This window comes from Paraburkholderia sediminicola, from assembly GCF_046027825.1.
Classification (GTDB): Bacteria; Pseudomonadota; Gammaproteobacteria; order Burkholderiales; family Burkholderiaceae; genus Paraburkholderia; species Paraburkholderia sediminicola_D.
This window is the reverse complement of the sequence record NZ_JAQQDU010000039.1, coordinates 18,020-43,563: the sequence shown is the minus strand read 5'-3', so window position 1 is coordinate 43,563 and position 25,544 is coordinate 18,020. Positions and strand designations below refer to the sequence as shown.

The window sequence follows — 25,544 nt, the reverse complement described above, 5'->3', positions numbered from 1 at the left end:
AATTCCTGTCATGGAAACCAACACTGGCTCCACCGTCAGTTCCGCAGTCGAACTGTATGGCTCGTTCCATCTCGGCCAGACCGAACTCGCATTGCCGGTAGCGGCCTTGCAGGAGGTCGTCAATTACCCGGCGGCCGTCACGGCGGTGCCGCTCGCGCCGAGCCACCTGCTTGGCCTCTTCAACCTGCGCGGCACACTCATCCCGATCGTCGACCTGCGTCAGTTGTTGCATCTGCCGGACGAAGGGGCGCGCGCCACGAGCAAGATCGCGATCGTCGAACTCGGCGACGCGCGGGTGGGTTTGCTGTTCGACACGACCGGCGAAATCCTGCGCGTGCCGGCTGCGCAGAAGATCGCCTTCGAGCGCACGGACAACGCCCCGGCGGTGATTGGCGGGGCGTTGAAGCTCAACGATGGCGAGCGGATCTTGCAGATCCTGTCAGCGGCTGCGCTGCTCGGTTTGCCGGACGTTCCGCAACTGCATCACCGCGCTGCGGCATCCGAGCGGCGCACCCAGCAAGCGCAACGGCGTCAGACTGTCTCGTTTCGCGTCGCGGGTGTGCATCTGGCACTGCCGATGGCGGCGATCCAGGAGATCATCCGCGTGCCGGCCATGCATCCGTCGCCGCTCGCCGACGCAATCTGCATCGGCATGCTGAACCTGCGCGGCACGACGGTGCCGGTGATCGATTTTGCCCACTTCCTGGGGCTCTCTCGCGACGATGCGGCGGCCTCGGGCCAGGCCGCGGCCGTGGATGAACGACGCATCGTCGTGCTCAACCAGCACGACGTGCACGTCGGCTTGATGGTCGACGAGGTGCGCAGTATCGTCGGTTACCGCGACGATGAGTTGATGGTGATGCCGGCGTATAGCCGGCGGCACGTTGCGCTATTCGCGGGGTGTCTGGGCAACGATGGTCGCGACAGCATCATCCTGTTGAGTCCCGATGCACTTTGTGCGAACGAGCACATCATGGCCGTGGCGCAAGGCCATCGCGATCTGTACCGCGACCGGATCCAGACGGCTCGCGCATCGCGCGAGCGGGGCGGCGCGCGCGAGACTTACGTGACGTTCCGTCTTGGGCATCTGCTGGGCGTGCGTATTGGGCAGTTGCGCGAGGTGATCGACTATTCGAGCGAGATCGTCAAGACGCCCGGCGCGCCAAATTTCGTGCGCGGCGTGCTGCATCTGCGCCGCGAATTGCTGACCGTGATCGACGTCCGGACGATGTACGGTATGCCGCCGTATGAAGATCTGACGCAGGCGAAGATCCTGATCGTCGAGCATCGTGGTGAAAAGTACGGACTCGTTGTCGATGCAGTCGACAACATCGTGACCATTGACGCCGCCAACCGTATTCCGGTGCCCGCCATGCTGACAAGACAACTCGGCAATGGGTGGGGCAACGGCATGACCGAGGCAGTCGAGTTGCCCGGCCGCGGTACCTTGATGCTGATCGATCTGGCTACGCTGTGCGAGCGGGCAGCGACCGCGGCTGCTGAGGCTTGAGCGGGGAGGTGGGTGGCGTACGCGTCTTCCCGGGCATTCCGATCCTCAACTGAGTTCTTCGACAAATTCCCACGCGCGTGGCCACTCACCGTAGCCCGAGGCGGGGTTGAGATGGCCGACAGCGCCGACGTCAACCAAACGGCTGCCCCACGCGCTCGCCAGTCGTGTGACCTCTTCGATTCGTGCGAGGGGATCGTTCGTGCTGGCCGCCACGATACTCGGAAACGGTAACCGGGTTCGTGGCGTGGGCAGCCAGCCGCTCTGACGTAACGCATCCACCGTCGGATAGCCGTCTGGCAGTGGCGTTTCGAAATCCGGCGGCGTCGCGAGCAACGCGCCCTTGATTTCGCGCTGATGGTGTCGCGCCCAGTGCACAGTGATCATGACCCCGGCACTGTGCGCGACGAGCACCACGGGACCGGCGATGCTGGCGAGCGCCTGATCGAGCGCCTCGATCCTTGCCGCGCAGCTCAGCTTGTCGTGTTCCAGCGGCGGCACCACGCGCGCGTTGGGCAGTTTGCGTGCAAGAAGCGTCTGCCAGTGATCTTCGACGTGGTCCCGCAGGCCGGGAACGATCAATAGGGTCAGTGGCGAAGAAGGGGTCATTGCCAGGGTTCGTGGAAAACATCAATTGCGTGTGGTCGGGTCGCGTACTCCATCCGGAGAAACGTGACCCGACGCACCGAATCACTGGGCTACGTGTTGCAGGCCAAACGGCCTGACCCACTCACATCACGAAAATGGAGGAGCCCGTAGTTTTTCGCGCCTCCAGGTCCTGATGTGCCTGCACCGCGTCCTCCAAGGCATACCGCTGATTGATCCCGATGCGGATGCGCCCTGCCGCCACATGGCCGAATAGCTCATCGACCAGTTCTGCCTTCTCGGCCGGATCGGCGATGTAGTCGGCGAGGCCCGGGCGGGTCACATACAGCGAGCCCTTGCGGGCCAGAATTGCCGGATCGAACGGCGGGATTTTGCCGGAAGCGGTGCCGACGCAGACCAGCAGGCCACGGCGTTTGAGGGAGTCTAGCGAGGACATGAAGGTGGTCTTGCCCACGCTGTCAAAGACGACGGACACGCCCACTCCGTTGGTGAGTTCCCGCACGCGCTTGGCCACATCCTCATGACTGTAGTTGATCGTGTGATCACAGCCGTGGGCGCGCGCCACCTCGGCCTTGGCGTCAGTCGAAACCGTGCCGATCACCGTCAGTCCGAGCAATTTGGCCCACTGCGAAACGATCAGGCCAACACCGCCTGCCGCGGCATGCAGCAGCACGGCGTCGCCTGCCTTGAAAGGGTAGATCCGGCGTACCAGGTAGGCGGCGGACAAGCCCCGCATGGTCATGGCCGCCGCAGCCTCGCAACTGATGGCCTCCGGCAGCTTGATCAGCGGCGCGGCAGAAATCAGCCGCTCAGTGCTGTAGGCGCCCAGCGTGTTGATGAAGCCCGTGTAGGTCACACGGTCGCCGACCGTCAGATGGGTCACGCCGGCACCAACGGCCTCGACCACACCGGCTGCTTCGTTGCCGAGGCCGCTGGGGAGTGGAACCTCGTAGGTGCCTCCGCGGAAGTAGGTATCGGCAAAGTTAAGGCCCACTGCCACGTGGCGGACACGCACCTCTTCCGGTCCCGGCTCTCCAACGTCAGCGTCCTCAAAACGAAGGACTTCGGGACCGCCGGTTTCGTAGAATTTAACGACTTTTGCCATGTTGTCTCCTGTCGACCAGAGTTGGCGCGCTAGCGCCTTACTCTGGTCCCATGCAATGTTTGCGGTCGACCAGAGTTGGCGCTTTAGCTGTCGACCAGAGTTCGCGCCTTAGCGCGTTACTCTGGTCCCATGCAAAGCTCCTTACTCCGATCCCATGCAAGTTGATTGTTGATATACGTTGACCGCCGCAGTTCGCTCGCGGCTCGCTAGCGCTTACTTGAACCTTGATCTGTCAATCCGCCCCAGAGGCTTCAGGTCGGTTTGCGCAGGAATCCCTGGTTGCCACCGTTACGATTGGGCGCGAAGCCATTGGCCTGAAGCGTCTCTTCCGCTGTCTCGTAGAAGACCCCAATCTTCATGATCTCTCGCGCCTGTTGCGCGGTCGCGATGGGGCGGCCAAACTCGCCGGAGATACGCACCAACTGCTTGATCTGCTCGACGGAGCTCATCTTGCCCGTGCGGGTCTGGTTCCAGAGCACATCCTCGATGCCGCACCGTACATGCAGGCCCAAGGCAATGCCGATCATATTCACGGGCAGCACATTGAGCACCGAACTCTCGACCGTGATCACCGCGCCGTCGGGCGCGGCACGCAGGAAGTTGGCCAGGTTGTAGATGTTCGCTTGATCCATGCCCCCGCTGATCGCCACCCAGTTCATCACCAGGGGCCCCTTGTAGACGCCGCGGCGAATCATCCGCTCAATCGTTTCAAAGCTGTTGATGTTGTAGCACTGAAACTCACTTTGGATTCCAGCGGCCGTCAGGCGTCGGATGTGCTCTTCGGCCCAGCTGGGATTCGAGGGCACGATCATGTCCTTGTAGGTTGCATAAAGGTGCGGGAATCCCCGCGAAACTCCCTTGAAGTCGTCTATACCGGCATGCTCTGTCACATTCATCTGCGTCGTGTTGACGGTGACAGTCACCTGGTCGGGCTTCGGCGTGAGTTCGGCCAGCATATGCCGCGTGTCATCGCTTAGCCATTTGGCCGCAGAACCATCGTCTTCCGGCGCAAAGCTGATCGAGCCGCCCACCTGGATGACCATTTCCGGCACGCGGGCGCGCACCCCGGCGATCAGTTCATTGAACATGGACAGGCGCTTGCTGCCCTTGCCATCGGCTTCGCGCACATGCAGATGCAGCACGGTGGCGCCGGCTTCGTAGCAATCCACCGCCTTCTGGATCTGCTCCTCCATGGTGACGGGGATATCTTCCGGGAAGTCCGAGGGAATCCAGCCCGGCGCATAGGGAGCGGCGGTAATGATCAAGGGCTGCTGGTTCTCGGGATACAGGTGGCCGTCAAGGAAGTTCATGGTGATGGGTCTCCAAGTTGAAATGTGAATATTGAGAATGTCGTGAGTGGATCATCTGGCCGGCCGCCACTCCCTGCTTTACATTGCATGCCTTGCACTTGACTTTTCATGACAGTGATCCGCTGACGCAGGCGCGCCGGATCATCGATTACCGTGTCCACGATCGCCGACGGCGACGGCGTTGTCGTGACCCCGATCCCAAGGCGTGATGTCATGGAGGGTCGGCATCACAATGCCGACCATGCACGCATAGCAAAGCGCTTCATGAGTCGTTGGCGTGAGATCTCCCCTCGGGACAAACTCCGAAGCAAGCCGCACCGCAATCCGCCGAGCGGCATGAGCTTTGTTCACCAATCTCTTCGCAAATGGCAGCGTCGACAGCATTGGAATCCCTCCGTTCATTGACTTCGCATCGGCCGCGGCAGTGCAAGGCCGCTGTGATTCGCAGTGTATCCCCGTAAATTAATAATGTCGACAAAAATAGAGATGCAGGATTTGTCGCCGGATGTGGCAGATGCCAATTGACTCCGACGGCGGCGCGAATCTGGGGACCGAACGTGATTGATTGTCGCGAAACGGAAAAACTGCTCTGCCTGCCAGGTCGACTCAGTATAAATATTAATGTCGACAGCAACAATTTTAGAGGATGATCGGTGTTGTCGGTGTTCAGTCGGCAAGCCGGGCCGCAGCAGGAAGGCCCCGGAATCGTCGGGCGAGGAGATCGATGACCCCGCGCCATTCGGTAACAGGCAAGCATCCGGCCGGGCCCGCCCGGTCATCATAAAAGAGCAGAGGAGACGTCAATGAAACTGAAGTGGAGCGGAGTAGCGGTACTCGCGGTATTCGCCAGCGCGGCGCATGCGCAGTCGTCGGTCACGTTGTACGGCGCAATCGATTCGGGCGTTTTCTATCAGAGCACGTCGGCGTCGTCGTTCGCGCCGAACGCCCACAACAACGGGTCCGTAGCCGGCCTCAAGGACGGCAGCCTCTATGGGAGCTTCTGGGGTATCAGGGGGACCGAAGACATCGGCGGCGGCTACAAGGTCAACTTCAGGCTGCAGGGCGTATTCAACAGCAGCAACGGCAAGCTGGGGTTGCCCGACACAACGGGCACTACTGCGGTGTTCAATCAGCAGACGACGGTCGGCCTCTCCGGACCGTTCGGTACGTTCGACGCCGGACGGCAGTACACGCCGATGATCTACGCGATGGCCGATACCGATGTCCGCGCGGCGCAGTACTTCGGCAGCATCCTGGGCGCATGGCTCGGGCTGAACCAGGCCGCCGGCTGGCCCGGGACGAACACGAACGTGCCGCTCGGCGCGCTGTATGACAGCAACGCGCTTGTCTACCAGACGCCGAAGTTCTACGGCGCGTCGGCCGCGCTTGAGTACGCACCGGGCGGCGTGCCGGGCCAGATCCAGGGCGGTACGCGCGAATCGGCGGTGCTCAGGTATTCGAACTACGGCCTCAATCTGTCCGCCGTCTACTACAACGCCCACGACACGAATCTCGCGGCGGCCACACCGACCGGGTACGACAATAACCGCCTCTACTATTTCGGCGCGAAGTACACGGTCCGCGGCGTATCGGTGTCGGCGTCGTACGGGATCGGCAAGAATCCGTCGAACTCGATCCTCGCGGACTACGAAATGATTTCGGGCGGTCTGGGCTATCAGTTCACCCCGTTCTTCAAGGTCACGTCCGGCTTCTATTACCTGAAGGACCGCAACAAATCGGAGAACCATTCGAGTGAATACGCGGTGGGCGCTGAATACAGCCTGTCGAAGCGCACAATCGTATCTGCGCAGGTCGGGTACGTCGCGAACCACGGGACGATGAACCAGACGATCATGTACGGCCAGATCGTCGCGCCGGGTGTATCGACCACGGCCGCGATGATTGGCCTGCGTCATAGCTTCTGATGAATTGAAATCGAAACGGAGAACAACGATGAAAACGATGAGTGGACTCAGGGTGGTGCTCGGTGTTGCGGTCGCGGTAGTGGCGATCAGCGCGTGGGCGCAGGACGGCGCGTCGGCGGGGGCATCGACTGGCGCGGCGGTCTCCGCGTCTGGCGGCATGACGGCCAAGGCCGCACGGCAGGCGAATCGCGCGCTGCGGCGCAAGGTGTACGCGGCGCTCGCGAAGCACAAGGAGATCGACGCGGGCGACATCGGCATCACCGCGAAAGGCGGCGCGGTGATGATCAGCGGCACGGTCCCGGAGGTGTCGCAGATTAATACTGTCACCGAGATCGTGAAGGGCGTCGCGGGTGTGACCTCGGTGACCAGCAAGCTCACGCTGCAGCGGCCGTTCGGGCAGTAGTTCAACGCGCACGTGGGTTCAGTCTGGATTGGACGACGGCGAGCGCCTCGCTGAGCCAGGGAGCGCGCTCGCCGAGGCGATCTCCATCGCGATGCCGTTCGCGAACGGCGCGCGGCGGGTGATCGCTCGCATCAAGACGCCGCGTCGTCACGCTGGTGAAAATACGCCCGAAGCGTAACTGGACCTCGAGGCACGGCATGAGATCGAGTCTGTCACGTTTCACTGATGCTTAGGCGGCCCAGCCCTCCACGTACGAAGGAACCTGTCATGAAAGTCATCTCTCACGTCGACAAGGTGCGACGCATGGTGGTGCTTCGACAGCGCCTCGACCCGTTAGCCGATTTCGAATTGTGGTTCTGGACCACGCTGACCGCGAGTGTCAACGTGTTCAATGCAACGCTTCATCTTACCGGCCTGACGCGCGACGATCCCGTGTTCTCGACCATTCCCGGCGTGCACGTTGTGAAGCAGGCGGATGGCAGCTATGCACGCGAGTTGCGTGGACTCGGCGATGTGAGCCATGTCGGTTGGCCGGAAATCGAGGGCGAAGTGCCGCAGGTTATTCGGCAACTCGAATACGCGTTGCATACCCTCGAGCATCACCGGGATCCCTGCATTCGCGGAGATCGCGTTCCCACACAAACCATCGTCGACGAATGTGAGCAAGCCTTTGCACAGGTCATGTACACATTCGAACAGGCGTTGAAGGGTACCGAGTATGAAAACAGGGAATCATCGGCTCAAAGCCGGGAACATCGAGACGTCGCTGCAGTTTCTCGGGGAAGACGACTGGGAAATGAAAATTGAGGCAGCGATGCTGGCTGGGACGCACTGGGCGAACTATGCGCTGCATCGCCGTGGCGTCACTTCAGACAGCGAGGACATCGTCCATAACTCGATGCTGGTCGTTAGCATGCTGCGCAAGTATTCCCTCGCGGAAGGCGAACTGCTTGGTGCACTGACCGAAATCGAAGAGCTTCGCCCGCTTTATGTTCGGGGGGACTTGCCAGACGGTTCGCGCGCCGCAGCGCGGGCGCTGGAACTGCTTCGGTTGATCAGCGCGCTCGCCAGGCGCGCGGCATGACTGTTTGTGCGGAAAACGTCGCGGCCAGTTCAGACTGAAGTGCGTAAAATTAATGTCGACATAAATATGGCGGTCTGCTATCTTGTTTGTACAGATGCAGGGCAACAATATTTCACGGTTTCGTCAAGCTGCGTCGCCACGCGGCGACGGTGGGTGAATGGGTGAAACGCCTGCCAGATACAAGGAGATATCGATCATGATTAAGGTAGAAAGACTGACCGCTTGCATTGGTGCCGAGGTGTCCGGTGTGAGCCTGGGGGATGCGTCCCGGGAAGCGTCGCTGTTCGCGGAAATCAAGGCCCTGTTGCTTAAGCATCGGGTCCTCTTCTTTCGGGATCAGGACATTTCCCGGAAAGAGCATGTCGCCTTTGCGCAGCGTTTCGGAAAACTGGAAGAACATCCCGTTGCGGGAAGCGATCCGGAAAACCCGGGCCTCGTGCAGATCTATCGATCGGAACAAAAGAATCCTTACGAAAACAACTATCACAGTGACGGACTTTGGCGGCCGAACCCATCTATGGGCGCCGTGTTGCGCTGCGTCGAGTGTCCAGAAGTTGGCGGTGACACTATCTGGGTCAACATGGTAGAGGCTTATAAGCAACTACCAGAAGACATCAAGAAGCGCATCGAGGGATTGAGAGCAAAGAGCAGCATCGAGCACTCGTTCGGTGCGGCAATGGATCCGGAGGAGCGAAGAAAACTGGCGGCGCAGAATCCGGAGGTGGAGCACCCTGTCGTGCGGACGCACCCCGAGACTGGTGAAAAGATTCTATACGTCAGCAGCTTCACGACGCATTTCATTAACTACCATACGGTTGAAAATGTGCGCTACGGGTTGGACAAGACGCCTGGTGCGAGCCTTCTGCTGACTTATCTGCAGAGCCAGGCATCGATCCCTGAGTATCAGGTTCGTTTCCGGTGGAAGCCAAACAGTATTGCAGTCTGGGACAACCGGCCAACGCAGCACTACGCGGTAATGGATTATTGGCCTGCTCCGCGTAAGATGGAGCGGGCAGGAATCGAAGGCGATATACCGTTCTGATGGGCTGTCCTCGCGAGGTTCGAGGTGTTCGGGCGCAAGCCGGCAAGGGAGTTTTTGTCGACATTACAATGCCGGAGACTATAATGATCAAAGGATTAAACTCGACGAAAATTAATTGCGCTATCCGCCATGGCCCGAAATAAAACGCAAAACCTTCCCGATCTTTCCGCGCTCCTTACACCCAAGAATTCGCTGATGCTGGCAGTCGAGCGCGCGGTGCTGCGCGGGCAGGACTGGGCGTATGCCTCGGTGCCGATCGCCGAGCAGATCGCTGCCCGGCTGGCCGGGGTCATTACGCTCGACCTGGTGAAGTCGGGGCAACGCTTGCTGGAGAAAGATATCAGCGAGGTGCTGCACGTCAGCCGCGCTCCGGTGCGCGAGGCGATGCGTATCCTGGAGCGGGACCGCCTGGTTGAGTTTCAGGCCAGGCGCGGGGCGATCGTTACGGCGCCCGACGAGAATGAGCTTCGGGACATTTTCCGCGTGCGCAGCGTGCTTTACGTCACGATGCTGGAGCAGGTGGCGCGTGAAAGCCCGGCCGAGTTCGAGGCGTTACTGACCGCGCATATGCCCAAGCTAGCCAAGGCGGCCGAGGAGTCGGTAGACGCCTATGCCGTGGAAAGCTTCCTCCTGAATTTCAACACGGTCGATCTGTGCCGCAACCGGCTTCTGGTCGATGTCCTGCACTCGATCTCATTGCGAACGCTGCGTTATGTCCGGCTAGGATTTGTGGCTACGCCTCAATCGATTCGCACATCTTTAAAAGTCTGGCGCGCGCTGCATAAGGCTGCGATCAAGCGGGACAACGAACTACTGCTTTCACTTGCGGCCTCGCGCCTGGACGACGCGAGAGATGCTGCCATTCGCGCAATCGCTGCAAAACCGGCAGACGGTCGGCGTGCACGCGCCCCGAAGGCGGAGCCCGAAGTGGCGGCCGCCTCTACAAAGCGAGCCGCTCCCCGCGTGCTTAGGACGGTTGAATCCTGATTGCCCGGCGTTCCATAAGATGGGGCGCCGCGTCAGGTTTTCCGCTGGCGGCGGCCATGTCTAGCGTGGCCGCCATGTTCCACGAATTGATTGAGGCGTTCCCTACAGAGCAGGAACGAGTTGGGATGTCATGTCGTCGGAATCGGCTTCGCTTCCCGCTCATCCATCCGCTCCTCAACGCTGGGTACGCTTACCCAAGCGCAGACATCGCTTACTAGCACCTCCGACTGTTTGCCACGCGCCGGCGCGGGGATCTTGCGCCCGAGCCGTCCACCTGCGGGTTGACGCATAGCGGGCAATAGCCGTTCTTCTTTAGCGATTCGCTGAACAGCATCAGATCGCACGTGAGATACCAGACGTCCATCAGAACCGACGAAACAGCCGGCGTTGACAACGAACCAGGTTGGTCAGCAAGTCGCGCACGTGCTCGCGTTTCGTCGTGCCCTTAATATGGCAACCTCAGCGTCGCTTCCGGTTTACGCCGCTTCGCAACAATGCGTCTCTGCGCTCAGGCGTGACGTTTCGCGTGCATCTAATAATTAATGTCGCCAAAAATAATTCCCGGTGCTATCCTGAAATCAGTGTCCATCGTTTGGAGCGTTGCGCCCGCAAGGGGGCTTCAGCGCAACACTTATCATCAGGATGCTTGAAATAAGCGTCGAAATCCAAAGCGCGCACGGCGACACAAAGAAAGCGTCCGGCGATGCTGAAGGCCAGCAGAAACCACTGCCGGTCTTGACGTAGAGGTCCTGCTTCGCACGGACCAGACGACATCAAGCGGCACGATTCAATATGAATCTAGTGAATCATTGGAGGAGACAGAATTGAACCTTTATACAAGTAGCGTAGCGCCGTCCGAACCGGCTGCGGCTACCAGTGGCGCCCGAGCCTACGCGTGGGTGGTATTTGCACTGATGTTTGGACTTTTGCTGTCCGACTACATGTCGCGGCAGGCGCTCAATGCCTTGTTTCCGATCCTGAAAGTACAGTGGCAGATGTCCGATACACAACTCGGCTCGATTAGCGGCGTGGTGCCGTTAGCCGTTGGCGTGCTGACACTCCCATTTTCCATATTCGCCGACCGCTGGGGACGTGTCAAAAGCATTGCACTGATGGCTGCGCTTTGGAGTGTTGCCACGCTCGGGTGCGCGATTGCCAGCAGCTATCACGAGATGTTCGTCGCGCGTATCTTCGTTGGTGTCGGCGAGGCTGCCTACGGCAGTGTCGGACTCGCAATGCTCATGGGCGTCTTTCCCAAGCATCTGCGCTCTACCATTGCCGGCGGCTTTACGTCTGCCGCTGCCTTTGGGTCCGTGCTCGGTGTTTCGCTTTCCGGCATCATTGCGACTCACCTGGGCTGGCGCTGGTCGATGAGTCTGATGGCGATCTTCGGTTTTGCGCTGGTGATCATTTACTTCTTCGTCGTCACGGAAAAAAGGCTCACGCGGGCTCGTCCGGACGAAGCGAGCGGAACCCCGCTGCACGGGCTTGTGAAACTGACGCCCCGGGCGCTTCTCTCTGGCCTGTTTCCGTCCCGTTCCGTCTTTTGTGCATACCTCGGCAGCGCCCTGCAGGTCTTCATTCAGGGCACGCTTTTCGTGTGGCTGCCCAGCTACCTGAATCGCTACTGGGGCATGCCTGTCAGCAAGGCTGCCGTCGTGGCGGCCGGCCTTGTCCTTGTCAGCGGCATGGGCCAACTCCTGTGCGGCGTGGTGACCGACCGGATCAGCGGAGACTCGTCGCTTAAGCGGTGGAACATGGCCATTGGCTATTGCCTCGTGCTCGGCATCCTGCTGGCGATCGCGTTCCGCTTGCCACCGGGCAATCTGCAACTCGCGCTCCTTGCGCCCGCGGTGTTTTTCCTTGCCAGTTCGTTCGGCACATGTAGCGCGATTGTTGCTGGGGCCACACCGCCCTCGATCCATGGCTCGGCGTTTGCCACCCTGACGCTGTTCAACAATATATTAGGCCTTGCCGCGGGTCCCTTTTTCACCGGTGTGATAGCGGACTCGGTTGGTCTTCAAGGCGCGTTGCGCTGGCTTCCGCTCGCGGCAGTTCTGCCCTTAACGGTGTACCTCATTGGCCGGTGGTGTCACATCGCGGAAGCGCGGCGCGGCTGAGCATGCTGCCGGTGTTATTTGACGTCACGCACCCATCACTTCCGGTGGGTGCCTCGCGACGTAGCGCCCCGGCGCGGGCTCGATCGGCTTGTATTTCGCATTGCCGGCCCGCTTGGGCGCTTTGATCTGTTTGCCCGCATGTGGTTTCAGCCAGTTCATCCAGTGCGTCCACCAGCTTCCCGGCTGCGACTTCGCCGACGCAAGCCATGCCTGTGGGTCATCGCCGAGCGTGCCGTCGCTCCAGAAGCTGCGCTTGTTCTTCGACGCCGGATTGATGACGCCCGCGATATGTCCGCTCGCGCCAAGCACGAATTGCGTCTCGCCGCCCACCAGTTGCGTCGAGCGATACGCGCCCTGCCACGGAACGATGTGATCTTCCTGTGTGCCGAAGATATAGCTCGGCATGTCGATCCGTCCGAGGTCTACCGGCGTGCCGCACATCGAGAGCCGCCCTGCCTTGCACAGGTTGTTTTCCAGGTACATGTTGCGCAGATACCAGGCGTACATCGGCCCGGGGAGGTTGGTGCCGTCGGCGTTCCAGTACAGCAGGTCGAACGCCTGCGGCGCACCGCCCTTCAGGTAGTTGTTGACGACATACGGCCAGATGAGATCGTTGGCGCGCAGCGTCTGGAAGACAAAGCCGAGTTCGCCACCTGAATAGATGCCACCGCGTCCAATGGTCTGCTCGCGCTGCGACACGCCCTGTTCGTCAATGAACACACCGAGATCGCCCGGGTCGCTGAAATCGAGCATGGTCGTGAGCAGTGTGAGGCTTGCCACCGGCTCGTCGCCCCGGGCGCGCAGCACCGCGAGCGCCGACGACAGGATCGTGCCGCCCACGCACCAGCCAACCGCGTTGACCTTGTCGGCGCCGCTGATCGCGCGTCCGACCTCGATCGCCTTGATCGCACCCTTTTCGATGTAATCGTCCCAGGTGATGTGGCCCAGTTCCGCGTCAGGATTGCGCCACGACACAAGGAACACGGTCTGCCCCTGTTCGCACGCGAAACGCACGAACGAGTTCTCCGGCTGGAGGTCGAGGATGTAGAACTTGTTGATGCAAGGGGGCACGATCACGAGCGGCCGCTCGGCGACCTCGTCGGTGAGCGGTGCGTACTGGATCAGCTGGAACAGCTCATTCTCAAAGACCACCGAGCCTTTGGACACGGCCACATTGCGGCCGACCTCGAAGGCAGTTTCATCGGTGATCGAGATCCGGCCGCGCTTCAGGTCTTCGAGCAGATTGGCGAAACCGGCACGCACGCTCTCGCCGTGCGTCTCTAGCGCGGTTTTCATCGCATCGGGGTTGGTGGCGGCGAAGTTGGCCGGGCTCATCGAGTCGATGAACTGGCGCGCGTAGAAACGCAGCTTGTGCTTTTCCTTCTCACCGAGGCCCGCCGCTTCGACCATGTCGTTGAGCAGGCGCGAGTTGAGCAGGTAGGTCTGTTTCAGCAGGCTGTACCAGGCGTTGTTGTTCCAGGCTTCCGCGTGGAACCGCCGGTCGCCGCGCTCGGGCTGGACGGTCGGCTCGGCGGGGATCCCGGTGGCGCTCGCGAGCATGCCCATGTACAAGGCCATCTGCTGCTGCCAGTAACGGGCTTGCGCCTGGGCCAATGCCAACGCCGGCTCGGGCGCGCTTCCTGCGCTGGCGGGGGCATCACTGCTCAGGCCGGTGAAGGCGTGCAGCAGGCTCTGCCCGGATTTGAAGAAACCCTGAACGAACTCGTCCGGCATATTGAACGGGGCAGCCATGCTATCTCCTGAGTTCCGTCGTCAGCATCTCCTGACTCCCGCCTGGCGGCGAGAGTCCCGGCTAACGAGCTTCTGAATTGAATGGGTCAAGCCTCAGATTCTTGTCCCGGCTCAATACGCCGCGGCTTGTGTTGCAAGTATGCACCGTGCGCACGGGCTGCGACCCAAAGTCATACGCATGGCGCACGCCATGCACAGGCACGCCCCTTCAATCTCCAATGCAGCAAATCGTCCGGCCGTGTGCTTAACCGATCGCCAGGCCATGCACCTGGTCTGACGAGTGCGAGCGAGTCAGTGGAGCAAGATTGAAACGCTTGTCGAACTCGTCGACGAGATAGGCGCCGATCGGCAACGCGGAGGTCGCCGCCGGAGAAGGTGCGTTGCATACGTGCAGGCTGCGCTGCGACGAACGGATCAGGAAGTCATGCACCATGCTGCCGTCCGCCATCACGGCCTGAGCGCGTACGCCGGACGGGTAAGGTTCGAGGTCGGACAGTTCGAGTTCCGGACAGTATCGGCGGCACAGTTCGAGGTAGCCCCGTTTCCACAGCGAGTTGCGCATCTCGATGAGTCCCGATGCGCCGTGCTTGCCGAGCATCTTCCAGAAACCCGGGAAGGCTGCCATGCCGGCGAGATCTTTCAGATTTGCGTCGCGCCAGCGATAGCCCTCGCGCGCCAGCGCCAGCACCGCGTTTGGACCCACCGTGATATATCCTCCGATCATTCGCGTCAGGTGCACGCCGAGAAAAGGCAGCGCGGGATCGGGCACCGGATAGATCAGGTGCTTCACGATGTCGTTCTTCGACGCGGGCAACTGGTAGTACTCGCCGCGAAACGGCACGATCCGGAAGTCGAGATCGACATTGCACATTTTCGCGAGGCGATCCGCCATCAGGCCTGCGCAGACGATGGCGTGTTTGGCCCGGAAGCGGTCGCCCGACGTTTCAGCGGTAATGCCGTTTTCGTCTTCGTGCAGCGCGTCGACACGCTGATTCAGCAGAATCTGCGCGCCTCGCTCCTGCGCGAGTCGGGCCATCGTGGTGGTCATGGCCGGATAGTCCGCAATGCCGCTCGATGCCACCCGAATCGCCGCGCGACCCGCGATGCGCGGCTCGAGCTCCCTCAACGCCGCCTCATCGAGCATCTCCGGTTCGAGCCGGTTCTGCTCGCACCGTGCGTAGAGCGCATTCAGCCTTTCGATCTCGACGTCTTCAGTCGCGACGATCAGCTTGCCGCATTGCTCGACCCTCACGTCATGGCGGCGGGCGAACTCATAGGTCGCGGCCGCGCCTCGCCTGCAGAACTCGGCCTTGAGGCTGCCCGGCGCGTAATACACGCCGGCGTGGATGACCCCGCTGTTGTGCCCGGACTGGTGAGCCGCGAGTGAGGCCTCCTTCTCGAGCAGCAGCACGCTGATGCCCGGATGACGGTCGATCAGTTGCATGGCCGTCGAGACGCCGACGATGCCACCGCCCACGATCAGGACGTCCGCGTCATAGCCGCGGTGATGCTGGACGGTCGTCATTGTGCGAACACTCCGCGTTGGCGCATCAGTTCACGATGAAGGGCAGGATGTTTCTGGAACGGCGCCCGGCCGTGCAGCCAGAAATAGTTGTTGAGGACCACGAGGTCGCCCACGGGAAGGGGTACTTCGCGCGTCGCGGGCGACGCTTCCATCGACGCCGACAAGTCGTGCAGATACACCGCTTCGGCTGATGAACGAGGCTGCACGAATTGATCGATGAACGACATCGCGAGACCATACTCGTTCTGGAAGAACACCGGGCGTTCGACCTGTGCGTCGACGTTCTTTGAGCCAGGTGCCTTGTAGAGAAATGGCCGGGTGCCGAGTGGATCGTCGAGGAACGTGTCGCGCTCGCTCCAGTCGTCGATATGCATGAAGCGCGACTCGCCACCGAGCGCGTTTTCTTCCGCGAACTTCATCATGAGCAGCCATTCGGTCGGCTCGTCGACAAAGGTTCCGTCTGTGTGCAGCGTGAACAGGCGGTATGCCTGACGCAGGTAGGAGTCGCTGTTGTCCGTGTCCTTCACGAGGAAGCGTGCGTAATACGTGCCGGACATCGCGTCGTGATTTGCCGGTCCGAGCAGGTACCCGACAGCCGTTCCGAAACGGACGAAGTCGCTCGGGTCGGTGCTCGCGTCCTGGACGCCCAGCGTGAATCCTCCGCTGGATCGGTCCCGCACGAGTTGTTGGAGGGCGGAGGCGAAACTGCTGCCGACCGCGCGCTCGAGCGCGTGCGCGACCATAAAGCGCATGAACGGCACGTATTCGAGGTTCTGCAGGTCGATGTCTTTGACTGAAGAGAAGAACTTCTGCAACGCGTCACGTTGCACCGTGATATGACGCAGACGTTCGTGATGGGGATGACGTTCGATCGAAAATTTCAGTTGCGAATCGACCGGTGCGGCCATCGGCAATGCGGTGACGGAGCTCATGAAGGTGTCCTTGGGAAGAGAGTAGGGCTATTTGACTCCTTGTCTGTGATTCGTTAAACACGTATAAACTGCATTTTTATTCGTAATTTGAGATTAAAAATGATCGACAGCCGGCAAGTCAGACTATTCGTCGCATTGGCCGAAGATTTGCACTTCGCTCGTACTGCCGACCGGCTCGACATCGCGCAATCGGTGCTCAGCGAGCAGATCAAAAGGCTTGAAACCGATCTTGGCGTACGGTTGCTCAACCGCAACAAACGCGCGGCGATCACGCTGACCGATGCGGGGGGCGTTTTTCTGGTCGAAGCCAGGGCCGCACTGCGGCAACTGGAGCGCGCCGACCGTGTCGGGCGTCTGGTAGCAAGAGGAGAGGCAGGTCACGTTGCGCTGGGCTATATCGGCTCCGCCGTGACGACCGGGCTGCTGCCCGATACGCTCAGGGCATTCAGGATGGCGAGCCCGGACGTCCGCATGCACATCGTGGCGATGGAAACACCGACGCAACTGGAACGGTTGTCGGATGGAACCCTCGATGTCGGTTTCATCCGGCCCCGCGCGCACTATCCCGATGGGGTCACAGCCAAAGTCGTTCAGCGCGAACGCTTGCTGATTGCTCTGCCGGCGGACAGCCCACTCGCGCGCGCGAAAGCCGTGAAGGCGTCCGAGTTGCGGGGGGTGTCATTCATTGCGCCGCAGTTCAATGAGGCGGCCGGCTTCGCGGAAGATCTCGCCCGACTCGGCCGCGTCGGTGGCTTCGATGCGCAACCGGAGTATCGGGTCAACGATTTCATTACAGCGGTGAGCATGGCGTCGGCGGGCTACGGCGTAGCGCTCGTGCCTCAGTCCATCCAGGGCTTCGCTCAACCCGGCGTGGTGTTCAAACCTTTAAGCGATTTTGAAGATCAGGTCGAACTCGCGGTGGCGTATCGGGTTCGCGAGCATTCGCCTTGCGTGCGGGGGTTCATCGATACAGCGCTGTCATACGGCGGCCCCGCGAAGCGCCAGGCGACGCGCCGCACGACGCGTTAGAGCGCCTCGTCCGTCGTCATCGTCGGCTGCCGTTGAGCCTGCACATGCGGGCCTTCGAGGCCAGGGAACGCATGATGTGCGCTTCGATCCTGACGTGCCTCACCGCGGAAGCGCGACTAGCGCACTGCGCCGCGCGTTGCCCGGCTCTCCTTGGCGCTGCAACCGAATTGCGTGTGATACCAGCGGGAGAATGCGCTTGGCGCGGAAAAACCGAGGAGGGTCGCCACCTCGGTCAACGGACGATCGCTCTCGATGACATGACGCGTGCTGAGTTCCATGCGGACGTCGTTGACGATCGACGAGAAGCTCTGCCCCTGTTCCGCCAGCCGGCGCTGGACCGTGCGGCATACCACGCCGAGGTGCTCAGCTACCTGTTCGATGCCGCAGCGTCCGCTGGGCAACAGCAGCAGGATCGTGCGCCGCACGTCCTCAAGCATGGTCGCCTGCTGCGACATGACAGATGCGTCTAGCAACTGCTGCGCGTAGCGCCCCATCGCCGGATCGGCTGACGGGTTGCGTGCGTCGAGATCGCTCTTCGCGCAGATGATGCAGTTGAAGTCATAGTCGAACTCGACGCAACCGCCAAAAATCCGGTGGTGTGTACTCGCGTCGTGCGGCGCAGGATGGTCGAAACATACCCGCCGCGGCTGCCAGTCGGTCTTGAGGAGCTGGCGTATCAACTGCACCATGACACCCAGTGCCAGTTCGACCCTTTGGCGAGTGGGCTGATGCGCACGGCCAGCTATGACCACCTCGCGAATGATGACCAGGTCTCCGCATTCCTCGACCGCCAGCGATAGCGCACCGTTGAGCAAGCCCTGGTAGCGCATCAGCATGTCGAGCGAGTCGCGCAGCGTCGCCTGATCGCGGATCAGCAATCCCACTGCCCCAAGGTTGGACAAGAGGCGTGGCTCGGCCATGCACAGTCCGAAGCTCTCGTTGCCCGACTGGGTGGCGGACGCATGGAGCAGTTGTCCGACACGCTCGACCGGAATCATGAGGTCCGGCTCGCGCAGTACGCCCGGACTCAAGCCGGCGTCAAGCAGCATCCGCACCGGGTCCAGTCCGGCCGCACGAGCGACCTCGCTGTAGTTGGTTAAGCTCGCCGCGCGGACAAGTGACGACATCGGAAAACCGAGTGGAAGATTGGCACAAAATGATAAGTCCCTGTCATGTAATGTCAAGCGGGGGGAAACCCATCACATCCACACTACACAGGTTGATTGGTCCGATCGACAACCACGCGCTTGCACCCGGCACGGCACATAAAACCAAACCAGTGCCTCCTGCGCAAGGCCGTCTGAACACGCGAAGCGTCAGGACCGTGGCCGGTATTTAAAAAATATCAGGAGACAAGCATGCACGTGATACCCGATGGTCCGGAGGCTCGCAACGACGACGACTACCTGACGAGTAGGCGGCAAGCCTGGTTTGCATTTGCGATGACCTTCGCGCTCATGTTTTTCGATTTTATCGACCGGCAGGTGATCGTCTCGCTATTTCCCCACATCAAGAGCGAATGGCATCTGAGTGACAAGGAGCTGGGTTCGCTGGTTTCCATCATTTCCATCGTGGTGGGGGCGGGGGGATTGCCGGTAGCGCTGGTGGCAGACCGCATGGGCCGTGTAAAGAGCATCGTCGTGATGGCGATTACCTGGAGCCTGGCCACTATCTCGTGCATGTTCACGGCCAATTACAGTCAATTGTTTGTGGCGCGTGCGATGGTGGGGGTGGGCGAAACCGGCTATGGATCGGTAGGCGTGGCCCTTATCTCAACACTGTTTCCCAAGCGCTTGCGCAGCGCCGCGCTCGGCGCCTTCTACGCTGCTCCATCGCTGGGTTCAGTACTGGGTGTGGTGTTGGGGGGCATGATCGCAGCCAGGTGGGGCTGGAAGGCCGCCTTTGGTGTGGTCGGGCTGCCTGGGCTCGTGCTGGCGTTGCTGTATCTGCTCGTGCGCGACTACAAGACTGTGGCATTGCAGCCAAACTCGAATCAGGTGAGCCAGTCTCTGGGCGGGACGCTCAAGCACATCTTTGGCACATTGGCACGCACGCGAACGCTGCTGTGGGTTTGCGCTGGAGCGGCGGCACAACTGATTACGGTGTCAGCCATCTGGTCGTGGCTACCCAGCTACCTGAACCGTTTCCACGGCATGGCCCCGGAGGCTGCAGGCAAGGCGGCCGCGGCGGTGGTGTTGGTCAGCGCCTTGGGCTCCACGTTCTGGGGCATTGTCGTGGGGCGCCTGGCAGTTCGCCAGCCGCGCAACAAACTGCCCGCGCTGTCTGTGTTGTGCGTGATCACATCGGTGATTTTCGTGGTGGCGTTTGGCGGCACATACACGGGCGATGCACAGTTCAAGCTGATCGTTCTTGGCGGCTTTTTCATGAACTGCACCGTGGGTGTGGTGGCCGGCGTTGCCATGGACGTCATTCACCCCGGTGTGCGCTCTACCGGCGCGGCCGTACTTTCCCTGTTTCAAAACGTGTTTGGCCTGGCTGTGGGCCCGTTCCTGGCGGGTGTCCTGTCCGACCAATGGGGTTTGCAGCAGGCACTGGCCGTTATTCCTCTCTTCAGCATCTTGGCCGCGGTGCTTTTTGTCATCGGAATGCGCAGTTATGACGCGGATGAGGCCCAGATCTCCGATGTGAAGCTGGATGCGGAGCCAGCCCTCGCCGGCACCCTGAGCACCGGCACTGCGGTCTGAGTGGTGGGGACGCGGTCAAGGAGACGCGTCGAACCAACGCAATAATTTGCTCACCGAAATAATCAATCCATCAACGGTGCGACGCAATTAACGTCGCCACTGTCCCCGCGCTCTTTCCCTACGCCCAACCTGCCTTTGGAGACATGGCATGAATTTTCTCGACGGTTCGCTTTACCCTGAAAACCAGCAACCCCTGATCATCACGGCCGCGCCCTATGCCCCAGGATGGCTGCCCTCCGACTTCCCTGAGGATATCCCGGTCACGATGGAGGAGCAGATCCAGAAGGCCGTGGATTGCTATAACGCCGGCGCCACGGTGCTGCATCTGCACGTGCGCGAACTCGACGGCAAGGGCAGCAAGCGCCTGTCGAAGTTCAACGAGCTGATCGCCGGCGTCCGCGCCCGTGTGCCCGAGATGATCATCCAGGTAGGCGGCTCGATCAGCTTCGCGCCGGAGAGCGAAGGTGCCGCGGCCAGGTGGCTAAGCGACGACACGCGCCATATGCTGGCCGAACTCGATCCCAAGCCCGACCAGGTGACGGTGACGATCAACACCTCGCAGATGAACGTCACCGAACATGCAGAGGAGGCGGATTTCAAGGGCACGTCAAGGGAAATTCCCGCGATCTTCAACGCCTACAAGGAGATGACGGTGCCGGCGCAGCCCGGCTGGGCCGAAGAGCACATCCGCCGCCTGAGCGAAGCAGGCATCCAGAGCGCTTTCCAGTGCTACAACATCAACAGTTTCGAGTCGGTTGAACGGCTGATTCGGCGCGGCATTTACAAGGGTCCGCTGGTCATGAACTGGGTGGCGATCAGCGGCGGCATGGACGCACCGAATATCTACAACCTCGCCAACTTCGTGCGCGCCACGCCGGACGGCGCAGTGCTGACGGTGGAGAGCTCGGTGCGCAACGTGCTACCGGTCAACATGATGGGCATTGCGCTGGGCCTGCATGTGCGCTGCGGCACCGAGGATTGTCTCTGGAACCAGACGCGCACCAAGAAGATCAGCACAGTCGAGCAGATCGAGCAACTGGTGCGCATCTCGCGCGAGTTCGGCCGTGAGGTGGCCACCGCCCAGCAGGCGCGCGAAATCAGCAAGATAGGCGTGTTCTACGACACGGCGGAAGAGACCCTGTTGGCCAACGGCTTCGCGCCCAACCGTAACGGGGGCAATCAGGGTTTTCTGCGCAAGGCTGTCTGAGTTATTGAGCGCTAATTGCGTTGAGGCTGGCGCGTCTTCGCGCTATGCAAGAATCTGCATTGATGACGATCCGATCTAACAAGCCAATCGAACCTCTTTCATGCTAGTTTGGCCATGCTTAGCACGCGTTGCGGATGCGCGACTGTGCAAACAGGTCAATGGGGACAACATGCACCCGGCATGGCGCGGAGAATCGCCCGTAAGGGCATCGAACCTTCGCCAGTGGGGCTGTTGTCCAGAACAACTGAAACGTGTTCCGTTTCATTAACGAGTGTGAAAATGACAAACGGCGTAGGTGGGTGTGATCAGGAAACGGCATTGGCGCGACTCTTGCCAAATACGCGTGACGTTGAGGAAATCAGTGCAGGCGAGCACCTGGCGCGGATAAGTCAATTGCAGAGAAATATGACGGATGCCGGCGTCGATGCGGTTTACGTCAATGCGGGAACTAATCTGCTGTATTTCACTGGCATCGAATGGCATCCCAGCGAAAGACTTCTTGGCGCCATCATCCCTGCGAAGGGGAGTTTGATCTACATCGCGCCGTGGTTCGAGGAAAGGACGTTGCGCGATCGCATGAAGGTTGAAAGCGACGTCACGTGCTGGCACGAAGACGAAAGTGCGTATGCGGCATTTTATAAAGCCTTGCTTGCGATCGGCATAGCGCCAGTTCACGGAAGTCACCCGAAAATTGCTATCTGCGGAACCGCCTCCGCATCGGTTTATTTTGGATTGAAGGAATTATCGGGGGATTATGAATTAGTTTGCGCCGACGCTTTGATTGGGTCTTTGAGAAAGAATAAATCGCGCGCAGAGATTGCAATCATGCAGGCCGCTAAAGACATGACTTTGCAGGTTCAGCGGGCGGCGGCAAGCATTTTGCGCGAGGGCATTAGCACGGTGGAGGTTTGCGACTTCATAGACCGTGCGCACCGAAAAGTGGGTGCAGCAGGATCGTATTTCTGCATCGTTCTGTTCGGGGAGGCAACCTCTTATCCACATGGGGTCAAAGACCCGCAAATTCTCAAACGCAATGACGTGGTCCTGATCGACACCGGCTGCAAATACAAGAACTATCTTTCGGATATCACGCGCACCTACGTCTTCGGTGATGCAAACGATCGGCAGCGATTTGTGTGGAACGCAGAAAAGGCAGCGCAGGCAGCCGCTTTTGATGCAGCCCAGTTGGGTGTTTCATGTGCGGCGGTCGATCGCGCGGCGAGACGTTGCCTGGAAACCTATGGATTCGGCCCTGGCTATCAGCTACCGGGTTTGCCGCATCGGACTGGCCACGGCATTGGCCTCGACTTGCATGAGGCGCCGTATCTGGTGGGGAACGACGAAACGCCGCTGGATGTCGGGATGTGCTTTAGCAATGAACCGATGATCTGCGTTCCCGGCGAATTCGGCGTGAGGCACGAAGATCACTTCTACATGACCGAGGCAGGACCGAAGTGGTTTACCGAACCTGCATATTCCATCGACGATCCATTTCGCGGCGCGTAGTTTCGACTGGCGAAAGCTTCCGGGCAAAGTCACCGGAATTCGGGACGGAATACCGACTGCAATAACACAGGCCCGCTCTCATACGAGATGCGGGCCTGTTTCAACATGCCGGGCGAGCCGGCCGAATTCTTACTTGCCTGATTGCGATGTGCTGCTGGTATCGGAGCCGTAAGCCGTGTTGTTGCTGTTCTGTTGCGCAACGATGGCTTCAGCGCGCTGAATGTTTGCCGGGTAGTTCAGCCAGTCGTTCGGGTTGTAGCCCGCTTTTTCAAGCTGGGCGAGTTCTTCGCGGACTTGCGCGCGCGTCACGGGCTGGTTCGACTGCGCAAAGGAAGCGAGCGGAGCGGCGACGAGGGCGGCGATGGCAAAGGCCTTGATGATCGACTTCATGATGACTACCTCCAGCGATTATTTTGATCTGAGCAACAAACGCATGTGTTTGTTGCGAATGTGGATATTTTAGAAGTTGCGTAGATTGGGGTAAATACCTAATCCAGCTATACACTGTTGCGAATTTTGAACTGATCGTGTTCGGGCGAACGAGAGTGGGACGCTCAACGAACGTCCGTTGCGGGTGTGCACCCAGACCGACAGCGGCGGCGTGGCGATGCGACCTGCTAGCCCAGGCGCGCCTCGTGCGGCCACACAGATCGTCAACAATGCAATATCTGTTTGGAAACAACCAGTTGCATTCGGTTCGAAGTAGCCGATAGCGTCGTCGATTTACTTTGAGTGCCGATATCAGGATCAACGTATGGCCCGCTCTGAACGTCTTCTTAATCTTCTGCAAGTGCTACGGCGTTACCGACGTCCCGTGCCTGGCCAGGCTTTGGCCGAGGAGCTCGGTGTGAGCATCCGCACGCTATACCGGGACATCGCCAGTTTGCAGGCGCAAGGAGCAATGATCGAGGGGGCGCCGGGCGTTGGCTACGTGATGAAACCGGGTTTCATGCTGCCGCCAATGATGTTCCGCTCAGAGGAGCTCGACGCTTTGGTTCTTGGCATGCGCTGGGTGGCTGATCGCTGCGACAAGACGCTCTCGGACGGCGCGCTGAGCGCGCTTGCGAAGATAGCCGCCGTACTGCCCACCGAACTGCGTCGCGAACTGGAGGAGTCGTCGCTGTTAGTCGGTGCGCCGTTGAAGAGGCCTGCCTATAAAGTCTCGTCGGACCTCCTGCGCGCTGCAGTCCGGGCAGAGCGAAAGCTTAATATTACTTATGTGGACGGCAGTGGTGCTCACTCGCAGCGCATAGTCTGGCCATTTGCGTTGGTGTATTTCGACCAGGCCCGAGTGCTGATGTGTTGGTGTGAGCTTCGCGCAGACTTTCGGAATTTCCGCTCGGACCGCATCTTGAACGTCGAGGAAATGGAGGAGCGCTACCCCAAAAGACGATCAGCGCTGCTGCGCGAGTGGCGTAAAGTAAATCACCTGGCGAGCCGCACGATACTGCCAGAATCTGACAGTATCGTCTCCTAGACTGAGCTTCCTTTCTCAGCCAGGAGCTCAAAATGAAGTTTGCGTCTGTTCGTGTTGTGACCCAGGATCTCGAAGGTCTGGTCGAGTTTTACCGAACGCTTTCCGGTCTCGAGGCTGCACGGCCGGCTGATGGGTTTGCGGAAATACAATTCGAAGGGGCCGTGCTTGCGATTTCGTCTGAGCACCTGATCAAGCTGTTTAATGTCGGCGCCGCCACTGCGGCTGCGAATCGGTCGGCGATCCTGGAGTTTGAAGTAGAGGACGTTGATGCAGTGTTCGAACGGATGAAGGCGTCAGGGACAGACATCGTTATGCCGACGACGCTGATGCCGTGGGGTAATCGCTCGCTCTTGTTGCGCGACCCGGATGGGAATCTCGTCAACATATTTTCTCAACCCATGCGTTGAGCATGCTATCCATCGGGAGTGAAATGAAAGAACAGGAACCAAGCCGTACGGCACTTGCCGCAGCGACCCATCGTGCCGTTCATCAGGTGGTGGAAAAAGGGAAAATTTTCAGCGACCCGCTCGCCCTCGCGATAGTAGGAATGAAGGCCGAGGATGTGCAGCATGACGACGAGTTGCAAATGTCCAGACGCGGCATCCGATTGTTCATCGCGGCTCGGTCAAGCTACGCCGAAGCGGCCCTCGCACGCGCCGTTGAACAGCGCGGTGTGCGACAGGTTGTAATACTTGGTGCTGGCCTGGATACGTTTGCGTACCGTAGCAGACTCCCCGGCAATACGCGCATTTTCGAAGTCGATCATCCGGCCACACAGGCATGGAAACGAAGACGGCTTGAGCAAGCCGGTATAGAGCGTCCGGATTCGCTGATCTTTGCGCCGGTCGATTTTGAAAACGATACGTTGCTGGATGGGCTCGATGCAGTCGGCTTCGACTCAACGCAGCGAACATTTTTTATCTGGTTCGGTGTCGTTCCGTATTTGACGGAGGAAGCGATAGACCTGACGCTGGGCGCAATAGCCAGTCTCGCTGGCGGCGCCGAAGTGGTGTTCGACTACAGCGATCCTCCGAGTTCGTTTTCCATGGAGCTATTGGCGTTGCACGAGGCAAGAGCGGCCCGTGTGGCTGCCGTCGGCGAACCATTTCTAAGCTATTTCGAGCCACCGGCATTGCACGACAAGTTACGCAAACTGGGCTTCCTGGAGATCGATGATGTTATCGGTCGCCGCTTGATTTCCCATTACCTTGAGCAGCCAACGGTGGCTGCTCGATCAACCGGAGAGCGTGGCGGACCAAGCTCCGGCGGTGGACACGTGTTGTTCGCAGCGACGAAGATCCCCTAGATCCATCCGTCGGGAA

At 60.1% G+C, this 25,544-nt stretch carries 24 protein-coding genes; 16 read left to right on the top strand and 8 right to left on the bottom strand.

The genetic code is table 11. The features are described 5' to 3' along the window. Window positions 1–10 precede the first annotated feature (10 nt). Complete coding sequence (locus PQQ96_RS21520; protein ID WP_408296228.1) at window positions 11–1,510, top strand: chemotaxis protein CheW; 1,500 nt, start codon at window positions 11–13, stop codon at window positions 1,508–1,510. A 45-nt stretch (window positions 1,511–1,555) separates the two neighbouring features. On the opposite strand, the gene PQQ96_RS21515 is transcribed toward PQQ96_RS21520, so the two are convergent. From PQQ96_RS21515 to PQQ96_RS21505, 3 genes are all read right to left on the bottom strand, one after another. After that, window positions 1,556–2,116 (bottom strand): RBBP9/YdeN family alpha/beta hydrolase, encoded by a 561-nt coding sequence (locus tag PQQ96_RS21515; protein WP_408296225.1) that lies wholly within the window; start codon window positions 2,114–2,116, stop codon window positions 1,556–1,558. Between the two features lie 121 nt (window positions 2,117–2,237). Then, entirely contained in the window at window positions 2,238–3,218 is a 981-nt protein-coding gene (locus tag PQQ96_RS21510; protein WP_408296222.1) for a quinone oxidoreductase family protein, read from the bottom strand. A gap of 251 nt (window positions 3,219–3,469) precedes the next feature. Beyond that, on the bottom strand, window positions 3,470–4,528 hold the full coding sequence (locus tag PQQ96_RS21505) for a beta-keto acid cleavage family enzyme (protein WP_408296219.1): 1,059 nt from the start codon (window positions 4,526–4,528) through the stop codon (window positions 3,470–3,472). 803 nt (window positions 4,529–5,331) lie between these two features. On the opposite strand from PQQ96_RS21505, the gene PQQ96_RS21500 reads away from it, so the two are divergent. The 8 genes from PQQ96_RS21500 (at window position 5,332) to PQQ96_RS21465 (ending at window position 12,089) form a co-directional block, all read left to right on the top strand. Continuing rightward, entirely contained in the window at window positions 5,332–6,453 is a 1,122-nt protein-coding gene (locus PQQ96_RS21500) for a porin (protein WP_408296216.1), read from the top strand. Window positions 6,454–6,481: 28 nt separating this feature from the next. Continuing rightward, entirely contained in the window at window positions 6,482–6,856 is a 375-nt protein-coding gene (locus PQQ96_RS21495) for a BON domain-containing protein (protein ID WP_408296213.1), read from the top strand. A gap of 28 nt (window positions 6,857–6,884) precedes the next feature. Continuing rightward, window positions 6,885–7,034, top strand: a complete 150-nt coding sequence (locus PQQ96_RS21490) for a hypothetical protein (RefSeq protein WP_408296211.1) — start codon at window positions 6,885–6,887, stop codon at window positions 7,032–7,034. A gap of 125 nt (window positions 7,035–7,159) precedes the next feature. Next, window positions 7,160–7,663, top strand: a complete 504-nt coding sequence (locus PQQ96_RS21485) for a hypothetical protein (RefSeq protein WP_408296208.1) — start codon at window positions 7,160–7,162, stop codon at window positions 7,661–7,663. Then, the gene (locus PQQ96_RS21480; RefSeq protein WP_408296205.1) at window positions 7,653–7,940 is read left to right on the top strand and encodes a hypothetical protein; all 288 of its coding nucleotides are present in this window, start codon (window positions 7,653–7,655) and stop codon (window positions 7,938–7,940) included. The genes PQQ96_RS21485 and PQQ96_RS21480 overlap by 11 nt, the downstream gene beginning before the upstream one ends. A 196-nt stretch (window positions 7,941–8,136) precedes the next feature. Further along, window positions 8,137–8,982, top strand: a complete 846-nt coding sequence (locus tag PQQ96_RS21475; protein WP_408296202.1) for a TauD/TfdA dioxygenase family protein — start codon at window positions 8,137–8,139, stop codon at window positions 8,980–8,982. A 129-nt stretch (window positions 8,983–9,111) separates the two neighbouring features. Then, window positions 9,112–9,969, top strand: a complete 858-nt coding sequence (locus PQQ96_RS21470) for a GntR family transcriptional regulator (RefSeq protein WP_408296199.1) — start codon at window positions 9,112–9,114, stop codon at window positions 9,967–9,969. An 824-nt stretch (window positions 9,970–10,793) separates the two neighbouring features. Next, the gene (locus PQQ96_RS21465) at window positions 10,794–12,089 is read left to right on the top strand and encodes an MFS transporter (RefSeq protein ID WP_408296197.1); all 1,296 of its coding nucleotides are present in this window, start codon (window positions 10,794–10,796) and stop codon (window positions 12,087–12,089) included. 24 nt (window positions 12,090–12,113) lie between these two features. Here the strand turns inward: PQQ96_RS21465 and PQQ96_RS21460 are convergent, their stop codons facing one another. The 3 genes from PQQ96_RS21460 to glaH all read right to left on the bottom strand — a co-directional run bounded on the left by PQQ96_RS21460 (window position 12,114) and on the right by glaH (window position 16,298). Next, window positions 12,114–13,841 carry a PHA/PHB synthase family protein gene (locus tag PQQ96_RS21460; RefSeq protein ID WP_408296194.1) on the bottom strand — a complete coding sequence of 576 codons (1,728 nt, stop codon included), beginning with the start codon at window positions 13,839–13,841 and terminating at the stop codon, window positions 12,114–12,116. Window positions 13,842–14,085: 244 nt separating this feature from the next. Beyond that, window positions 14,086–15,366, bottom strand: coding sequence for an L-2-hydroxyglutarate dehydrogenase (gene lhgD / locus PQQ96_RS21455; RefSeq protein WP_408296191.1), 1,281 nt, complete (start codon window positions 15,364–15,366; stop codon window positions 14,086–14,088). Next, complete coding sequence (gene glaH / locus PQQ96_RS21450; protein WP_408296188.1) at window positions 15,363–16,298, bottom strand: glutarate dioxygenase GlaH; 936 nt, start codon at window positions 16,296–16,298, stop codon at window positions 15,363–15,365. Before glaH ends, lhgD begins: the two co-directional genes overlap by 4 nt. Window positions 16,299–16,397: 99 nt before the next feature. Between glaH and PQQ96_RS21445 the strand changes: the two genes are divergently transcribed. Further along, on the top strand, window positions 16,398–17,327 hold the full coding sequence (locus tag PQQ96_RS21445; RefSeq protein WP_408296186.1) for a LysR substrate-binding domain-containing protein: 930 nt from the start codon (window positions 16,398–16,400) through the stop codon (window positions 17,325–17,327). 116 nt (window positions 17,328–17,443) lie between these two features. On the opposite strand, the gene PQQ96_RS21440 is transcribed toward PQQ96_RS21445, so the two are convergent. Beyond that, entirely contained in the window at window positions 17,444–18,454 is a 1,011-nt protein-coding gene (locus PQQ96_RS21440; RefSeq protein ID WP_408296182.1) for an AraC family transcriptional regulator, read from the bottom strand. 231 nt (window positions 18,455–18,685) lie between these two features. Between PQQ96_RS21440 and PQQ96_RS21435 the strand changes: the two genes are divergently transcribed. The 3 genes from PQQ96_RS21435 (at window position 18,686) to PQQ96_RS21425 (ending at window position 22,745) form a co-directional block, all read left to right on the top strand. Beyond that, the gene (locus PQQ96_RS21435; protein WP_408296179.1) at window positions 18,686–20,032 is read left to right on the top strand and encodes an MFS transporter; all 1,347 of its coding nucleotides are present in this window, start codon (window positions 18,686–18,688) and stop codon (window positions 20,030–20,032) included. A gap of 148 nt (window positions 20,033–20,180) precedes the next feature. Continuing rightward, the gene (locus tag PQQ96_RS21430) at window positions 20,181–21,239 is read left to right on the top strand and encodes a beta-keto acid cleavage family enzyme (protein WP_408296177.1); all 1,059 of its coding nucleotides are present in this window, start codon (window positions 20,181–20,183) and stop codon (window positions 21,237–21,239) included. 279 nt (window positions 21,240–21,518) lie between these two features. Further along, complete coding sequence (locus tag PQQ96_RS21425; RefSeq protein ID WP_408296175.1) at window positions 21,519–22,745, top strand: M24 family metallopeptidase; 1,227 nt, start codon at window positions 21,519–21,521, stop codon at window positions 22,743–22,745. A 129-nt stretch (window positions 22,746–22,874) separates the two neighbouring features. Here the strand turns inward: PQQ96_RS21425 and PQQ96_RS21420 are convergent, their stop codons facing one another. Further along, complete coding sequence (locus PQQ96_RS21420; protein ID WP_408296173.1) at window positions 22,875–23,135, bottom strand: DUF4148 domain-containing protein; 261 nt, start codon at window positions 23,133–23,135, stop codon at window positions 22,875–22,877. A gap of 364 nt (window positions 23,136–23,499) precedes the next feature. On the opposite strand from PQQ96_RS21420, the gene PQQ96_RS21415 reads away from it, so the two are divergent. The 3 genes from PQQ96_RS21415 to PQQ96_RS21405 are packed head-to-tail and all read left to right on the top strand — an operon-like array spanning window position 23,500 to window position 25,528. Then, a complete protein-coding gene (locus PQQ96_RS21415) occupies window positions 23,500–24,222 on the top strand; it encodes a helix-turn-helix transcriptional regulator (RefSeq protein ID WP_408296170.1) in 723 nt (240 codons plus the stop codon). A gap of 32 nt (window positions 24,223–24,254) precedes the next feature. Next, window positions 24,255–24,629 carry a VOC family protein gene (locus PQQ96_RS21410; protein WP_408296168.1) on the top strand — a complete coding sequence of 125 codons (375 nt, stop codon included), beginning with the start codon at window positions 24,255–24,257 and terminating at the stop codon, window positions 24,627–24,629. Window positions 24,630–24,652: 23 nt separating this feature from the next. Beyond that, window positions 24,653–25,528, top strand: a complete 876-nt coding sequence (locus PQQ96_RS21405; protein WP_408296166.1) for a class I SAM-dependent methyltransferase — start codon at window positions 24,653–24,655, stop codon at window positions 25,526–25,528. Window positions 25,529–25,544 lie beyond the last annotated feature (16 nt).

Coding starts and splice junctions, on each gene's coding strand:
- PQQ96_RS21500 (WP_408296216.1), top strand. CDS start 5,332: ATGAAACTGAAGTGGAGCGGAGTAGCGGTACTCGCGGTATTCGCCAGC.
- PQQ96_RS21435 (WP_408296179.1), top strand. CDS start 18,686: ATGCACGTGATACCCGATGGTCCGGAGGCTCGCAACGACGACGACTAC.
- PQQ96_RS21495 (WP_408296213.1), top strand. CDS start 6,482: ATGAAAACGATGAGTGGACTCAGGGTGGTGCTCGGTGTTGCGGTCGCG.
- PQQ96_RS21485 (WP_408296208.1), top strand. CDS start 7,160: ATGGTGGTGCTTCGACAGCGCCTCGACCCGTTAGCCGATTTCGAATTG.
- PQQ96_RS21505 (WP_408296219.1), bottom strand. CDS start 4,528: ATGAACTTCCTTGACGGCCACCTGTATCCCGAGAACCAGCAGCCCTTG.
- PQQ96_RS21420 (WP_408296173.1), bottom strand. CDS start 23,135: ATGAAGTCGATCATCAAGGCCTTTGCCATCGCCGCCCTCGTCGCCGCT.
- PQQ96_RS21510 (WP_408296222.1), bottom strand. CDS start 3,218: ATGGCAAAAGTCGTTAAATTCTACGAAACCGGCGGTCCCGAAGTCCTT.
- PQQ96_RS21405 (WP_408296166.1), top strand. CDS start 24,653: ATGAAAGAACAGGAACCAAGCCGTACGGCACTTGCCGCAGCGACCCAT.
- lhgD (WP_408296191.1), bottom strand. CDS start 15,366: ATGACGACCGTCCAGCATCACCGCGGCTATGACGCGGACGTCCTGATC.
- PQQ96_RS21415 (WP_408296170.1), top strand. CDS start 23,500: ATGGCCCGCTCTGAACGTCTTCTTAATCTTCTGCAAGTGCTACGGCGT.
- PQQ96_RS21480 (WP_408296205.1), top strand. CDS start 7,653: ATGAAAATTGAGGCAGCGATGCTGGCTGGGACGCACTGGGCGAACTAT.
- PQQ96_RS21520 (WP_408296228.1), top strand. CDS start 11: ATGGAAACCAACACTGGCTCCACCGTCAGTTCCGCAGTCGAACTGTAT.
- PQQ96_RS21475 (WP_408296202.1), top strand. CDS start 8,137: ATGATTAAGGTAGAAAGACTGACCGCTTGCATTGGTGCCGAGGTGTCC.
- PQQ96_RS21410 (WP_408296168.1), top strand. CDS start 24,255: ATGAAGTTTGCGTCTGTTCGTGTTGTGACCCAGGATCTCGAAGGTCTG.
- PQQ96_RS21515 (WP_408296225.1), bottom strand. CDS start 2,116: ATGACCCCTTCTTCGCCACTGACCCTATTGATCGTTCCCGGCCTGCGG.
- PQQ96_RS21425 (WP_408296175.1), top strand. CDS start 21,519: ATGACAAACGGCGTAGGTGGGTGTGATCAGGAAACGGCATTGGCGCGA.
- PQQ96_RS21470 (WP_408296199.1), top strand. CDS start 9,112: ATGGCCCGAAATAAAACGCAAAACCTTCCCGATCTTTCCGCGCTCCTT.
- PQQ96_RS21440 (WP_408296182.1), bottom strand. CDS start 18,454: ATGTCGTCACTTGTCCGCGCGGCGAGCTTAACCAACTACAGCGAGGTC.
- PQQ96_RS21460 (WP_408296194.1), bottom strand. CDS start 13,841: ATGGCTGCCCCGTTCAATATGCCGGACGAGTTCGTTCAGGGTTTCTTC.
- glaH (WP_408296188.1), bottom strand. CDS start 16,298: ATGAGCTCCGTCACCGCATTGCCGATGGCCGCACCGGTCGATTCGCAA.
- PQQ96_RS21430 (WP_408296177.1), top strand. CDS start 20,181: ATGAATTTTCTCGACGGTTCGCTTTACCCTGAAAACCAGCAACCCCTG.
- PQQ96_RS21445 (WP_408296186.1), top strand. CDS start 16,398: ATGATCGACAGCCGGCAAGTCAGACTATTCGTCGCATTGGCCGAAGAT.